Raw genomic sequence first — 14,539 nt, 5'->3', positions numbered from 1 at the left:
CCCGGTCCCATCCCGAACCCGGAAGTTAAGCCTGCCAGCGCCGATGGTACTGCACTGGAGACGGTGTGGGAGAGTAGGACGCCGCCGGACAAATATTTGACGAGGGTCAGCGCTCAGCGCTGGCCCTCGTCGTCATTTTTGGCACCTTTGGTCACTTTTGGGGCCAGTTTTGGTGCGGTCGGCTGTGGATGGAGCCGCTCCTCCACAGCGTTCGTGAATCCAGCCGGCCAATGTCGGCGGCGTCCGGAAGCCTGCTCGAAACGGAGCAGAGGAGGTCGCCATGGTGGCGGTGAACGAGGTTCGTCTGGTGGGTCGGCTCAGCGCCGATCCGGTGGAGCGGGAGCTCCCGAGCGGTGATGTGGTCGTGATGTCGCGTCTCGTCGTCCAACGAGATGAGGCCGGGCCGGTTCATCGCCGGCAGACGGTGGATGTCTTGGACTGCTCGGGCTGGGCAGCACGGGTGCAACGCACGATGCGTGGGTGGGAGGCGGGCGATGTCGTCGAGGTCCGAGGCGCGGTACGACGACGGTTCTTCCAGATCGCCGGGCGGACGGCGGCTCGGGTCGAGATCGAGGTCAGCTCTGCGCGTCGGGTCCGTCGTGCAGAGACCGGATGAGCACGCCGAGACTCGGCTTGGGCTGGAAGGACGTGGCCTTCTCCGGCAGCAGCCGATTGGCCGCGGCGACCTGCACGACTGTGTCGACTGGCGGAGCCGGCAGCAGCACGCCGATGGTGCCTGAGCGGTGCACGGAGCTGAGGGCGTCCTCGACCGTGTGGTGGTAGCCGATGGTCGTCGGGCCGTGCGCCAGCGCGGGGAGGAGGTCCTGGTGGAGCACCTCCACCGCGGTGCGCCCGTCCAGGGGCCCGAGCGTGAGGACGGCCCATCGGGTCCCGTCGGTGATCGGTAGGCGCTCAGCTGCCAGCGCGCTCACGGCTTGTGACTCGGTGGCCTCTTCGACGACCAAGCCGATTCCGCGGGCGGTGCTGATCATGTCCTCGAACGTCGTACCTCCCAGCGTGCGGTGGATGGGGCCGAGGAAGAGGGGAGTCGAACGCTGGTCGACCAGCATCGCGAGTCCGCTGTCGCAGGCGCCTCCGGGCTGACGGCGCTGGAGGCGGAGGTAGGCGGCGTACCGATGGTGACCGTCGGCGATGAGTGCCCGCGAGGAGGCGAGCTCAGCAGCGATCTCCCGCCAGCGCTCCGGGTCGGTGATCGCCCAGATCCGATGTTGCTGCTGGCTGCGGTCGCTGAATTCGTGGTCCGGCTTCGTGGCGACGATCCCGGCCAGGACGCGTTGCAGCTCGTCGGTGGCGTTGTGGACCAGAAGGATCGGCGCGGGGTTGAGCTGCATCTCCGCCATCCGGTCGGCGAGGTCGTCAGCCTGGGCCGGATAGACGCCTTCGTGGGGGAGCACGGCGCGGTCCTCGGGCCGGAGCGCACGCCGCGAGACGTTCAGTGCACCGACGAGGCCGCGGACGGTGATGCCGTTCGCGGTGTACTCGTGGAGGTAGAGGGCAGGTTCCTCATCGCGTTCGAGCAGCCCGCGTGACTGCCAGCGTGTGAGGCGGGCTGCGACGTCTCGGTACGGGCGCGCGAAGGCTCGACCGGTCGTGGGATCCCCGACCCGCCGCGGAACCAACCGAAGGGCGGCGAACGGGGTGAGCTGGAGTGGACCTGCGACGTACGGCGGAGGAACAAGTTGCACGACGTCCATCCGGAGATCCTACGAAGCGAGTGGTCACCCTTGTCACAGGTGGGGCGCGGTAGCCTCGAACCATGACCGAGGTTCCTGGCGCGACGCCGTCGCCGACCGGCAACGAGGCGGTCGACACTGTCATCGACATGGTCGCCGCGCTCGACGAACGGCCGCTCGCGGAGCATGCCGCAGTGTTCGAGGACGCCCACGCGCAGCTGCGCGTCGCTCTCGACCGCTCGCCGGGCGATTCCGCCTGACGATGCCGCCGCGACGCCTCAGGCTCGATGCCGAGCTGGTACGACGCAAGCTTGCTCCCTCGCGGGAGCGTGCGGCGCAGCTGATCGCCGATGGTCGCGTCCTCGTCTCCGGGCAGCCCGCCACCAAGGCCGCGACCGGGGTGACCACGGACGTGGCGATCGTGGTCAAGCAAGGAGCCAACGGCCCGGACTACGTCTCACGAGGCGCCCACAAGCTGCTCGGCGCGCTCGCAGCGTTCGGCCCGTTGGGGCTCACGGTCGAAGGCCGGCGCTGCTTGGACGCGGGGGCCTCCACCGGTGGGTTCACCGATGTGCTCCTTCGTGCTGGCGCCCGCCAGGTCGTCGCGGCGGATGTGGGGTACGGGCAGCTGGACTGGTCGTTGCAGAGTGATGCGCGGGTCGACGTCCACGACCGGACGAACGTGCGCACCCTGACCGCCGAGCAGATCGGTGGCACCGTGGATGTCGTCGTGGGCGACCTCTCCTTCATCTCGCTGACGCTGGTGCTGGATGCGTTGCTCGGGGTCACCGACGACGACGGCGACCTCGCGCTCATGGTCAAGCCTCAGTTCGAGGTGGGCAAGGAGCGGCTCGGCAAGGGTGGCGTCGTACGGGATCCGGAGCTGCGCGCGGAGGTCGTGCTCGACGTCGCCCGGGCCGCTGCGACGAAGGGGTGGGGCGCACGGGCGGTGACGGTGAGCCCGTTGCCCGGGCCCAAGGGGAACGTGGAGTTCTTCCTCTGGCTGCGCAAGGGCGAGCCGACGGTGGCCGACGAGGTGATCGCCGAGGTCGTACGCCGCGGGACCGAGGGAATGGGGGCGCCGGGTGAGAGGGTGGAGCCATGACCGAGTCCGCTGACGCCGTGCGCCGTGTCCTGGTGCTCGCGCACATCGCGCGACCTGAGGTGCGCGATGTCGCACGCTCGTTCGTCAAGGAGCTCACCGGGCACGGGCTCGTCGTACGTCTGCTGCGGGACGAGGCGGTCGCGCTCGACGTGGACCCGACCGACTACCTTCCCGCGGTCGAGCTGACCGACTCGGAGAGCGATGCGAGCCACGGGTGCGAGCTGACGGTCGTCATCGGCGGTGACGGCAGCATCCTGCGGGCCGCCGAGGTCACCCACGAGAGCCTGACGCCCGTCCTGGGCGTGAACCTCGGCCATGTCGGGTTCCTCGCCGAGGCCGAGGCCGAGGACGTCGCCGCGACGATCGAGGCGATCATCGAGCAGCGGTACACGACCGAGGACCGGTTGACGCTCGACGTGCGCGCCTACCTCGAGGGCGAGCTGTTCTACTCCACGTTCGCGGTCAACGAGGCGAGCGTGGAGAAGGCCGCGCGCGAGCGGATGCTCGAGGTCGTCGTCGAGATCGACGGACGACCGCTCTCACGCTTCGGGTGCGACGGGGTCGTCTGTGCGACACCGACCGGCTCGACGGCGTACAACTTCAGCGCCGGGGGACCGGTGGTCTGGCCGCAGGTCGAGGCACTCTGCATCGTCCCGCTCAGCGCGCACGCACTCTTCGCGCGCCCCATGGTGGTTGCGCCCTCCTCGGTGATGGCCGTCGAGGTGCTGGCCGGCACCAAGGGTGCCGGTGTGCTGTGGTGCGATGGCCGGCGCAGCGTCGACCTGCCGCCGGGTGCACGGATCGAGGTCAGCCGAGGCAGGTCGCCGGTCCGCCTGGTCCGGCTGCACGAGGCGCCGTTCACCGACAAGCTGGTCGCGAAGTTCGGGCTCTCCGTCGAGGGCTGGCGGGGTTCGGCGGAGCGCCGGCGGAGAGTGGCGCTCGGCGCCGATACGGGGGAGCAGGCATGATCGAGGAGCTGCGGATCAGCTCACTCGGTGTCATCGACTCCTCCACCCTCGAGCTCGGGCCCGGCCTGACTGTGATCACCGGCGAGACCGGCGCGGGAAAGACCATGGTCGTCAGCGCGCTGGGCCTCCTGCTGGGTGGCCGTGCGGACAGCGGGGCGGTCCGGTCCGGTGCCAAGCAGGCGCGGGTCGAAGGCGTCGTACGCGTCGGCTCGATCAGTGGCCTGGCGGCCGCGGTCGAGGAGGTCGGCGGCGAGGTCGAGGACGACACCGTCGTCCTGGCCCGCAACGTCAATGCCGAGGGCCGCTCACGGGCGTACGTCGGCGGGGCCGGCGTACCGATCGCGACGCTCGCGGCGGTGGCCGAGCCATTGGTGGCCGTCCACGGTCAGTCCGACCAGCACCGCCTGCTCAAGGCGCAGACACAGCGCGAGGCGCTCGACCGGTACGCCGGGACCGAGGCGCTGCTGGCGCGCTATTCCGAGCTGTACGCCGCCCTCGCCGCGACCGAGAAGGAGCTCGCCGAGGTGCGGGCCAGCGCGCGCGAGCGTGCGCGGGAGGCCGACCTGCTGCGCTTCGGCGTGGACGAGGTCGCCGCGGTCGCCCCTCAGCCCGGCGAGGACGCCGACCTGGCGCTCGAGGAGTCGCGGCTCGGGCACGCCGACACCCTTCGCAGCGCCGCCGAGCAGGCTCGCGAGGCCCTCTCCAGCGAGATCGGGTCACCCGACGCCATGGGCGCGGTCGCTGCGGCCCGTGGCCTGCTCCAAGGCGTGCGCGAGCACGACAAGGAGGCGGCGGCCCTGGCCGACCGGGTCACCGAGGTCAGCTACCTGCTCTCCGACGTCGCCGCCGACGTGGCGTCGTACGCCTCGAGCGTGGACACCGACCCCCACCGGCTCGCCGCGGTCTCCGAGCGGCGGGCTGCGCTCACGGCTCTGACGCGGAAGTACGGCGAGACCATCGATGCGGTGCTCGCATGGGCGGACACCTCGAGCGCGCGTCTGCTGGAGCTGGACAACACCGACGAGACCATCGCCGAGCTCGTGGGCCGGCGTACCGAGCTGCGCGAGCGCCTCGCCGACGTGGCTGCCGAGCTGTCGGCCGCCCGCGGCGATGCCGCGGTGGAGCTGGCCAAGCGGGTCAGCGACGAGCTGACCCTCCTCGCGATGCCGCACGCGCAGCTGACCGTCAACGTGTCGCAGACCCAGGGTGCCGTCGTCGACGCCGATGAGCCGCCTGCCGAGCTGTTGCAGGTGGGCGAGCGCTGGCTGCGGTTCGGGCGCCACGGCATCGACGAGGTGGAGCTGTTGCTCGCGGCCAACACCGGCAGCGAGCCCCGGCCCCTGCACAAGGGTGCGTCGGGCGGTGAGCTCTCGCGGGTCATGCTCGCGGTCGAGGTCTGCCTGGCGGGCACCAACCCGGTGCCGACGTTCGTCTTCGACGAGGTCGACGCCGGCGTGGGCGGAGCGGCCGCCGTCGAGATCGGCCGTCGGCTCGCCAGGCTGGCCGAGGACGCCCAGGTCCTGGTCGTCACGCACCTGCCGCAGGTCGCGGCGTTCGCGGACCGACACGTCGTGGTGCAGAAGTCCTCCGACGGCACGGTCACCAGCTCGGGCCTGACCGTCCTGGACGACGCTGCGCGCGAGCGGGAGCTGTCCCGGATGCTCGCCGGCATGGCCGAGTCCGACAGCGCGTTGGCACACGCCCGCGAGCTGCTGGACATGGCGCGGGGCTGACCTGATCGCGCCGATGGTGTCGTCGGCGGGTTCGGGCTCAGGCCCTCAGGCCGCTGCCTGCCGGTGGGTCGGAGGCGGCCGAACCACCTCCCGTCACGCTGCCGGCCACGCGTGCCGGCGTACCGGAAAGCCGCGGGCGGAAGGAAACGCGATCGTGAACGGCGGAGAATCGACCTTCATGCCCTAGCATGGAATCCCGTGGTGAACATGGCGTCGGGTAGTCGGACCAAGCACATCTTCGTGACCGGAGGAGTCGCCTCCTCGCTCGGCAAGGGCCTCACCGCCTCGAGCCTCGGTCGCCTTCTCAAGCTGCGCGGTCTGCGGGTGACGATGCAGAAGCTCGACCCGTACCTGAACGTCGATCCCGGCACGATGAACCCGTTCCAGCACGGTGAGGTCTTCGTGACCGACGACGGCGCCGAGACCGACCTCGACATCGGTCACTACGAGCGCTTCCTCGACACCAACCTGGTCGGCAACGCCAACGTCACCACGGGCCAGGTCTACTCCAACGTCATCGCCAAGGAGCGTCGCGGCGACTACCTCGGCGAGACCGTCCAGGTCATCCCGCACATCACCAACGAGATCGTCGACCGCATCCTGGCGATGCACGGTGACGACGTCGATGTCGTGATCACCGAGATCGGCGGCACCGTGGGCGACATCGAGTCGCTGCCGTTCCTCGAGGCCGCTCGCCAGGTCCGCCAGCGCATCGGCCGCGACAACGTCTTCTTCGTGCACGTCTCCCTGGTGCCCTACATCGGCCCCTCCAAGGAGCTGAAGACCAAGCCGACCCAGCACTCCGTCGCCGCGCTGCGCCAGATCGGCCTGCAGCCCGACGCCGTCGTGTGCCGCGCCGACCGCGAGCTGCCGCAGGGCATCAAGGCGAAGATCGCGCTCATGTGCGACGTCGACGAGGCCGCCGTCGTGACCGCGGCCGACGCGCCGTCCATCTACGACATCCCGAAGGTCCTGCACCGCGAAGGGCTCGACGCGTACGTCGTCCGCAAGCTCGACCTGCCGTTCCGCGACGTCGACTGGGCGCTGTGGGACGACCTGCTCAAGCGGGTGCACCACCCCAAGGAGGAGGTCACCGTCGCGCTGGTCGGCAAGTACATCGACCTGCCCGACGCCTACCTCTCCGTCGCCGAGGCACTCCGCTCGGGCGGCTTCGCCAACGAGGCGAAGGTCAACATCGAGTGGATCGCCTCCGACGAGTGCGAGACCCCGGCGGGGGCGGCCAAGCACCTCGCGGGCGTCGACGCCGTGCTCGTGCCCGGCGGCTTCGGCATCCGTGGCCTGGAGGGCAAGCTCGGAGCGCTGACCTACGCGCGCACCCACGGCATCCCGACCCTCGGCATCTGCCTGGGCCTGCAGTGCATGGTGATCGAGTACGCCCGCACCGAGCTCGGCCTGACCAAGGCCGCTTCGACCGAGTTCGACCCGAGCACTCCGGAGCCGGTCATCGCGACCATCGAGGAGCAGAAGTCGTACGTCGAGGGCGCCGGCGACCTGGGCGGCACGATGCGCCTCGGCTCCCAGCCGGCCGACCTGACCCCGGGCTCGATCGCCGCCGAGGTCTACGGCGAGACCCGGGTCGAGGAGCGCCACCGCCACCGCTACGAGGTCAACAACGACTATGTCGAGCAGCTCGCCGAGGCGGGTCTGGTCTTCTCGGGCACCAACCCGGACAACGGCCTGGTCGAGTTCGTCGAGCTGCCGCGCGAGGTGCACCCGTACTACATCGCCACGCAGGCGCACCCCGAGCTCAAGTCGCGCCCCACGCGCCCGCACCCGCTGTTCGCCGGCCTGATCGAGGCGGCGATCAAGCGCCAGCGCGAGATGCGGATCCCGATCGACGAGACCAACCTGTATCCGGAGCACACCGCCGACGACTGAGGCGTCGCTGGATCGTTACCTCGAAGACCTCCTGCCGGGTGGCGCCGCGCGCGTAGCATCGCCAGCGTGCGAATCGGCGTACCGAAAGAAGTCAAGAACCACGAGTATCGCGTCGCGATCACGCCCATCGGCGTGCACGAGCTGCGGGCCCACGGACACGACGTCGTCGTGGAGACGGGTGCCGGCCTCGGCTCCTCGATCACCGACGACGACTACCGCGGCGCGGGGGCGGAGATCCTGGCGACCGCGGACGCCGTCTGGGAGTCCGCGGACATGGTGCTCAAGGTCAAGGAGCCGGTCGCCGAGGAGTACCACCGCATGCGTGCGGGACAGGTGCTGTTCACCTACCTCCACCTCGCGGCCGACCAGCAGCTGACCGGCGAGCTGATCGCGCGCGAGGTCACCGCGATCGCCTACGAGACCGTGCAGCTGCCGTCCGGTGCGCTGCCGCTGCTCTACCCGATGTCCGAGGTGGCCGGCTGCCTCGCCCCGCAGGTCGGAGCGCACTCGCTGCTGAAGGCGCAGGGCGGAAGAGGCGTGCTGATGGGCGGTGTCGGCGGTGTCGCCAACGCCAAGGTGGTCATCATCGGCGCCGGTGTCTCGGGTCAGAACGCCGCCAACATCGCGCTCGGCATGGGCGCGGACGTCACCCTGCTGGACACCGACCTCGACAAGCTGCGGATGTCGTTCTGGCGCTACAACAACCGGGTGCACGGGCTCGCCTCGTCGCGGCTCGCGATCGAGCAGCAGGTGATGGAGGCCGACATGGTGATCGGTGCCGTGCTGATCCCCGGCGCCAAGGCGCCCAAGCTGGTCTCCAACGACCTCGTCTCGCGGATGAAGCCCGGCTCGGTGCTGGTCGACATCGCGGTCGACCAGGGCGGCTGCTTCGAGGACACGCACCCGACCACCCACGCGGATCCGACGTACGTCGTGCACGACTCGGTCTTCTACTGCGTGGCCAACATGCCCGGTGCGGTGCCGAACACCTCGACGTACGCACTGACCAACGCGACGCTGCCGTACGCCGTGGCGCTGGCCGACAAGGGATGGCAGCGTGCCTGCCGCGAGGACCGGAGCCTCGCGCTCGGGCTCAGCACGCACGCCGGTCAGCTGACCAACGGTCCGGTCGGTGAGGCCGTCGGGATCGCCGCCGTGACACCGGAGTCGGTGCTGGCGGGGTGACCGTTAGCCTGACCGGGTGAGTGGGAGTCCGGTCGAGCGCGCGGTGCGCGTGTACCTGGACCACCTCACGGTCGAGAAGGGCGTCGCGGACAACACGCTGAAGTCCTACCGGCGCGACCTGCGGCGCTACCTGGAGTTCCTCGCCGCGGTCGGCGTCGACTCGATGGACGCGATCTCGGAGACGACCGTGACCGAGTTCCTGATGCGCCTGCAGGAGGGCGACACCGAGCACCAGCCGCTCACGGCCAGCTCGCGGGCGCGCACCATCGTCGCCGTGCGTGGCTTCCACAAGTTCGCCGTCGCCGACGGCCTGGCGGCGCAGGATCCCGCGGCGGCCGTGAAGCCGCCGACGCCGGCCAAGCGCCTGCCCAAGGCACTCCCGCTCTCGGACGTCGAGGCGCTGCTGGAGGCCGCGGGCCTCGGCGACACCGCGCTGTCGCTGCGCGACCGTGCGTTGCTCGAGCTGCTCTACGGCACCGGCGCCCGCATCTCCGAGGTCGTCGGTCTCGACGTGGACGACCTCGACCTCGACCCGCCCGAGGACGGGCTCGCCGGCACGGTGCTGCTGCGCGGCAAGGGCGGCAAGGAACGGATCGTGCCGGTCGGCTCCTACGCCCGCGAGGCGGTGGCGGCGTACCTCACCCGTGGCCGGCCGGCGATCGTCGAGGCGTCGACGGGCGCGAGCGCGAGGGCGCGTGGGGCCGCGCTGTTCCTCAACGCGCGTGGCGGCCGGCTGTCTCGCCAGTCGGCGTGGGCCGTGCTGGTCAAGGCCGCCGAGCGCGCGGGCATCACCCGCGACGTCTCCCCGCACACGCTGCGCCACTCGTTCGCCACGCACCTCCTCGACGGCGGGGCCGACGTACGTGTCGTGCAGGAGCTGCTCGGCCACGCATCGGTGACCACCACGCAGATCTACACCCTGGTGACCGTCGACAACCTGCGTGAGGTCTTCGCGACCGCGCACCCGCGGGCCCGATGAGCTCGACAGGGTCCGGGGGCGACGCGGCGTACGACCGCATCCTGAGGTACGCCGAGGAGCGCGGGCTCGAGCTCTACCCGCACCAGGAGGAGGCGATCCTCGAGCTGCTCGCCGGCAACAACGTGGTGCTGGCGACCCCGACCGGGTCGGGCAAGTCGCTGGTGGCGATGGCAGCCGCGATGGCTGCGCAGGCCGATGACCGGGTGACGTTCTACACCGCGCCGATCAAGGCGCTGGTGAGCGAGAAGTTCTTCGAGCTGTGTGCCGTCTTCGGTGCCGACGAGGTCGGCATGCTGACCGGTGATGTCGCGGTGAACGCCGACGCGCCGATCATCTGCTGCACCGCCGAGATCCTCGCCAACATCGCGCTGCGCGAGGGCGCGACTGCCGACGTGGGCATGGTGGTGATGGACGAGTTCCACTTCTACGGCGAGCCGGGGCGCGGGTGGGCCTGGCAGGTGCCGCTGGTCGAGCTGCCGCAGGCCCAGTTCCTGCTGATGTCGGCCACCCTCGGCGACATGACCGCGCTCGGCGAGGACCTGACCGGGCGCAACGGCCGCGACACCGCGATCGTCGACCAGGCCGAGCGGCCGGTGCCACTGGACTTCCAGTGGTCGCTCGAGCCGATGGCCGACAAGCTCGAGGAGCTGGTCTCGACCGGGCAGGGCCCGGTGTACGTCGTGCACTTCACCCAGGCCGCCGCCGTCGAGCACGCCACGTCGTTGCTGGGATCCCGACAGGGGTCTCGGCAGGCTCGACCACCGCACGCGGAGGAGATCGCCGCGAAGCTGGTCGACGTACGCTTCTCGGCCGGCTTCGGCAAGACCCTGGTGAAGCTGCTCAAGGCGGGCATCGGGGTGCACCATGCCGGGATGCTGCCGCGCTACCGGCGGTTGGTCGAGCAGCTCGCGCAGCAGGGCCTGCTCACCGTCATCTGCGGCACCGACACGCTCGGCGTCGGCATCAACGTCCCGATCCGGACGGTCCTGTTCACCGCGCTCGCGAAGTACGACGGCACACGGATGCGGGTCCTCAAGACCCGCGAGTTCCTGCAGATCGCTGGTCGCGCCGGACGGGCCGGATACGACACGGCGGGCACCGTCGTCGTGCAGGCGCCCGAGCACATCATCGAGAACGAGAAGGCCAAGGCGAAGTCGGCCGCGAAGAACGCCGCGATGAGCGAGGAGAAGCGCGCCAAGCGCGCCTCCAAGCCGACACTGAAGAAGCCACCGCCCGGCACCGTGGTGTGGACCGAGCAGACCTACCTCAAGCTCGTCGAGGGGCGGCCCGAGCCGCTGCAGTCGCGGATGAAGGTCGACAACGCGATGCTCGTCAACGTCTTCTCGCGCGAGGAGAGCGCCTTCTCCGTGATGGAGCGGCTGCTGCTCGGCGGACACGAGAGCCGTGCCGACGGACTCAGGCTCGCTCGCCGCGCCATCCGACTGACGCGCAGCCTGGTCACCTCGGGCGTCCTCACGCGGCTGGAGGCCGAGGACGGGTTCGGCCGTCGGTACGTGCTGACCGAGGATCTCCCGATCGACTTCGCGCTCAACCAGCCGCTGGCGCACTTCGCGCTGGAGGTCCTCGACGTGCTCGACCGGGACGCGGCGACGTACACCCTCGACGTCGTCTCCGTGGTCGAGGCGGTCCTCGAGGCGCCGCGTCCGCTGCTGATGGCACAGCAGTTCGCCGCGCGCGGCGAGGTGATCAACGCGCTCAAGGCTGAGGGTGTCGAGTACGACGAGCGGATGGCGCTGGTCGAGGACGTGACCTGGCCGCAGCCGCTCGTGGAGCTGCTCGAGCCGCTCTACGAGACCTATCGCGAGCACCACCCGTGGCTCGACCCCGATGCACTCGGTCCGAAGTCGGTCGTGCGCGAGATGTGGGAGACGGGCATGGGGTTCACCGATCTCGTGGCCCGCTACCAGCTGGCACGCTCCGAGGGCCTGGTCCTGCGCTACCTCACCGACGTCTACCGCGCGCTGCGCCAGACGGTCGGCGCGGCGTACCGCACCGAGGAGCTCGAGCTCCTCATCGACTGGCTCGGGGAGACCGTCCGACAGGTCGACTCCTCGCTGCTCGACGAGTGGGAGGCGCTGAGCGACCCGTCGCACGCGACGCGCGCGGTCGCCGAGCACGCTCCGCCGCCCCCGCCGCGGCCACTCTCGCAACAGGGCCGGGTGTTCGAGGTGATGGTGCGCAACGCGATGTGGCGTCGGGTGGACCTGGTGGCGCGCGACAAGGTCGACGAGCTTGCCGCGCTCGATCCCGACTCCGACTTCGGCGCCGACGACTGGGACGCCGCGATCGAGGACTACTACGCCGAGCACGACCGCGTGCTCACCGACGGCGACGCACGGGGGCCGTCGCTGCTGACCGTGGAGCGGTCGCCGTCGCGCTGGCAGGTGACCCAGACGATCCACGACCCCGCCGGCCACCACGACTGGGTGGTCGAGGCGAGCGTCGACCTCGCCGCCTCCGACGAGGCCGGCGAGGCCGTCGTACGGACCATCGGGATGCGGCGGCTCGGAGGATGAGCGCGGCGCGCCGTACGGTTCGGGCATGGACCTCGTACGTCGCATCGCGGACCGCCAGGGCGAGTTCCTGCTCTTCGCGCTGACCCCGCCACGCCTGGCGACCGAGCCGACGCGCGTGCAGGAGATCGCCGACGCGACGATCGAGCGGCTGCGTCCGGTGGGTGTCGACGGCCTCGTCCTCTACGACATCGACGACGAGACCTCGCGCAACCCGGTCGAGCGGCCGTTCCCCTTCTCGCCGACGCTGGATCCCGCGGACTACCTCGGGGAGAACCTGGGGGCGTGGGAGAAGCCGGTCGTGGTCTACCGCGCCGTCGGCAAGTACGACGAGGGTGACCTGCGTGGCTGGCTGTCCGCGCAGGATCCCGCGCGGAGGCTGACCGTGTTCGTCGGTGCCGCCTCGCGGTCGGATCGGCCGACGACCAGCCTGGCCGAGGCGCAGGCCCTGCGCGAGGAGGTGCACCCCGGGCTGGGTCTCGGAGGCGTCGCGATCCCCGAGCGCCACGCCCGCCGCGGCGACGAGCACCTGCGGCTGCTGGTCAAGCAGGAGGCCGGGTGCCGGTTCTTCGTCACCCAGGTCGTGTTCGATGCGAACGCCGCCAAGGATCTGGTGTCGGACTACCACTACGAGTGCGTGACCCGCGGGGTCGAGCCGGTGCCGATCGTGTTCACGTTCTCCGTCTGTGGCTCGATGAGGACGCTGAGCTTCCTGCAGTGGCTCGGGGTCGAGGTACCTCGTTGGATCCAGAACGAGCTCGAGCACGCGGTCGACACCCTGGAGGCGTCGTACCGCCAAGCGGCGGCGATCGCGACCGACCTGCTGGCGTACTGCCGTGAGCTGGGTGTCCCGGTCGGACTCAACGTGGAGAGCGTGTCGATCCGGAAGGTCGAGATCGAGGCGTCGGTGCGACTCGCCGAGCGGCTGAGGGGCGAGCTCCGGGCGTAGCTGTGGGGGACTTGTCGACATTTTCGTCGGCGTCCCTGCGTGTCGGCGCGATGTCTCCGTGTCGACATTGTTGGATTGGGGTTGTCCGAGGCGGTGGGGAAGCCGCCTCAACAACAACTCGAGGTGGGTTACGTGGTCGGTGGATTCTTCGGCGGTTCCAGTGCACCGGACATGCCCCCGCGGGCGGTCCTCCCGACGCCCCCGCTGGGCGATGCGGACGGTGTCCAGCAGGAGACGGTCGCGCAGACGCTGCCGTTCGAGAAGCCGGTCGCGAAGCTGACCGGCGAGATCGGTCCGACCGGTCGTCCGATGCCGGTCTTCGCGGACCCGGCGCCCATCACCCGGCACGGCGGTGCCCGGGTCGTGTCGATGTGCAACCAGAAGGGTGGCGTCGGCAAGACCACGACGACCATCAACCTGGGTGCCTCGCTGGCCGAGTTCGGCCGCAAGGTGCTGCTGGTCGACTTCGACCCGCAGGGCTCGCTCTCGGTCGGCCTCGGCCTGAACCCGCACGAGATGGACCTGACGGTCTACAACCTGCTCATGCAGCGCGACGTCGACTTCCACGACGTCGTCGTCGACTCCGGCGTCCCCGGTGTCGACCTGCTGCCCTCCAACATCGACCTCTCGGCCGCCGAGGTGCAGCTGGTGCACGAGGTCGGCCGCGAGCAGACCCTGCAGCGCGTGCTGGCTCCCGCGATCGCCGAGTACGACGTCATCCTCATCGACTGCCAGCCGTCGCTCGGCCTGCTCACGGTCAACGCGTTGACCGCCTCCGACGGCGTCATCGTGCCGCTGGAGTGCGAGTACTTCGCGCTGCGCGGCGTGGCGCTGCTCAAGAACACGATCGACAAGGTCCAGGAGCGGCTCAACCCGCGCCTGGAGATCGAGGGCATCCTCGGGACGATGTTCGACGGCCGGACGCTGCACAGCCGCGAGGTCATGGACCGTTTGGTGCAGGCATGGGGCGACAAGGTCTTCCACACCGTCATCCGCCGCACGGTGAAGTTCTCGGACGCGACCGTGGCGGGCGAGCCGATCACGGAGTACGCCTCGACCTCCACCGGCGCCGACCACTACCGCCAGCTGGCGCGGGAGGTGTCGCTGCGGTGGCCCGTCGCGTGAGCCTGCCGGCCGCGGACGACCTGTTCCGTCCGACGGCTGGATCACCGGAGGGCTCCAAGGAGCACGGTGTCAATGAGCTACGTGCGGTGCCGGACGCACCGGACGCAAAGACCCCGGACTCGCCCGACTCGGCCGTGGGGAAGCGGCCGAGCGGGCGGGTCCGGCACGACGAGAAGATCACCGTCTACGTCACGGCTGCCGAGCTCATGCAGATCGAGCGAGCACGGCTGACCCTGCGCGGTGAGCACGGACTTGCCGTCGATCGCGGGCGCCTGGTCCGCGAGGCGCTGCACATCGTGCTCGGCGAGCTCGACGACCAGGGGGAGGACTCCTCGCTGGTCGCGCGCCTGCGTGAGTCATGATGCGGG

At 70.3% G+C, this 14,539-nt stretch carries 13 protein-coding genes and 1 rRNA gene; 13 read left to right on the top strand and 1 reads right to left on the bottom strand.

Annotated elements, in window-relative coordinates; translation table 11 throughout:
* Both rrf and ACYVJ3_RS07945 read left to right on the top strand, forming a co-directional pair.
* A 5S ribosomal RNA gene (gene rrf / locus ACYVJ3_RS07950) occupies nt 1–90 on the top strand; the annotation flags it as partial.
* A gap of 190 nt (nt 91–280) precedes the next feature.
* Entirely contained in the window at nt 281–616 is a 336-nt protein-coding gene (locus ACYVJ3_RS07945; RefSeq protein WP_460852240.1) for a single-stranded DNA-binding protein, read from the top strand.
* Here the strand turns inward: ACYVJ3_RS07945 and ACYVJ3_RS07940 are convergent.
* Entirely contained in the window at nt 576–1,715 is a 1,140-nt protein-coding gene (locus ACYVJ3_RS07940) for a DUF1015 family protein (RefSeq protein WP_460852239.1), read from the bottom strand. The genes ACYVJ3_RS07945 and ACYVJ3_RS07940 overlap by 41 nt on opposite strands.
* 62 nt (nt 1,716–1,777) lie before the next feature.
* Between ACYVJ3_RS07940 and ACYVJ3_RS07935 the strand changes: the two genes are divergently transcribed.
* From ACYVJ3_RS07935 to ACYVJ3_RS07885, 11 genes are all read left to right on the top strand, one after another.
* Nucleotides 1,778–1,954, top strand: coding sequence for a hypothetical protein (locus ACYVJ3_RS07935; protein WP_460852238.1), 177 nt, complete (start codon nt 1,778–1,780; stop codon nt 1,952–1,954).
* A gap of 2 nt (nt 1,955–1,956) precedes the next feature.
* Entirely contained in the window at nt 1,957–2,799 is an 843-nt protein-coding gene (locus tag ACYVJ3_RS07930; protein ID WP_460852237.1) for a TlyA family RNA methyltransferase, read from the top strand.
* A complete protein-coding gene (locus tag ACYVJ3_RS07925; protein WP_460852235.1) occupies nt 2,796–3,767 on the top strand; it encodes an NAD kinase in 972 nt (323 codons plus the stop codon). Before ACYVJ3_RS07930 ends, ACYVJ3_RS07925 begins: the two co-directional genes overlap by 4 nt.
* A complete protein-coding gene (recN, locus tag ACYVJ3_RS07920) occupies nt 3,764–5,500 on the top strand; it encodes a DNA repair protein RecN (RefSeq protein WP_460852233.1) in 1,737 nt (578 codons plus the stop codon). The genes ACYVJ3_RS07925 and recN overlap by 4 nt, the downstream gene beginning before the upstream one ends.
* 207 nt (nt 5,501–5,707) lie before the next feature.
* Nucleotides 5,708–7,399 carry a CTP synthase gene (locus tag ACYVJ3_RS07915; protein ID WP_460852232.1) on the top strand — a complete coding sequence of 564 codons (1,692 nt, stop codon included), beginning with the start codon at nt 5,708–5,710 and terminating at the stop codon, nt 7,397–7,399.
* 66 nt (nt 7,400–7,465) lie between these two features.
* Nucleotides 7,466–8,584, top strand: coding sequence for an alanine dehydrogenase (gene ald, locus ACYVJ3_RS07910; RefSeq protein ID WP_460852230.1), 1,119 nt, complete (start codon nt 7,466–7,468; stop codon nt 8,582–8,584).
* 16 nt (nt 8,585–8,600) lie between these two features.
* Complete coding sequence (gene xerD / locus ACYVJ3_RS07905; RefSeq protein ID WP_460852229.1) at nt 8,601–9,563, top strand: site-specific tyrosine recombinase XerD; 963 nt, start codon at nt 8,601–8,603, stop codon at nt 9,561–9,563.
* Nucleotides 9,560–12,100: a DEAD/DEAH box helicase gene (locus ACYVJ3_RS07900; RefSeq protein ID WP_460852227.1), complete on the top strand. Its 2,541-nt coding sequence runs from the start codon at nt 9,560–9,562 to the stop codon at nt 12,098–12,100. Before xerD ends, ACYVJ3_RS07900 begins: the two co-directional genes overlap by 4 nt.
* 25 nt (nt 12,101–12,125) lie before the next feature.
* The gene (locus ACYVJ3_RS07895) at nt 12,126–13,046 is read left to right on the top strand and encodes a methylenetetrahydrofolate reductase (RefSeq protein ID WP_460852225.1); all 921 of its coding nucleotides are present in this window, start codon (nt 12,126–12,128) and stop codon (nt 13,044–13,046) included.
* Nucleotides 13,047–13,355: 309 nt separating this feature from the next.
* Nucleotides 13,356–14,171: a ParA family protein gene (locus ACYVJ3_RS07890; protein WP_460852259.1), complete on the top strand. Its 816-nt coding sequence runs from the start codon at nt 13,356–13,358 to the stop codon at nt 14,169–14,171.
* 86 nt (nt 14,172–14,257) lie between these two features.
* Nucleotides 14,258–14,533 carry a hypothetical protein gene (locus ACYVJ3_RS07885; RefSeq protein ID WP_460852224.1) on the top strand — a complete coding sequence of 92 codons (276 nt, stop codon included), beginning with the start codon at nt 14,258–14,260 and terminating at the stop codon, nt 14,531–14,533.
* Nucleotides 14,534–14,539 lie beyond the last annotated feature (6 nt).

Source organism: Nocardioides montaniterrae (assembly GCF_054782655.1).
The sequence above is the reverse complement of the archived record's forward strand: the minus strand, read 5'-3'. Positions and strand labels throughout refer to the sequence as shown.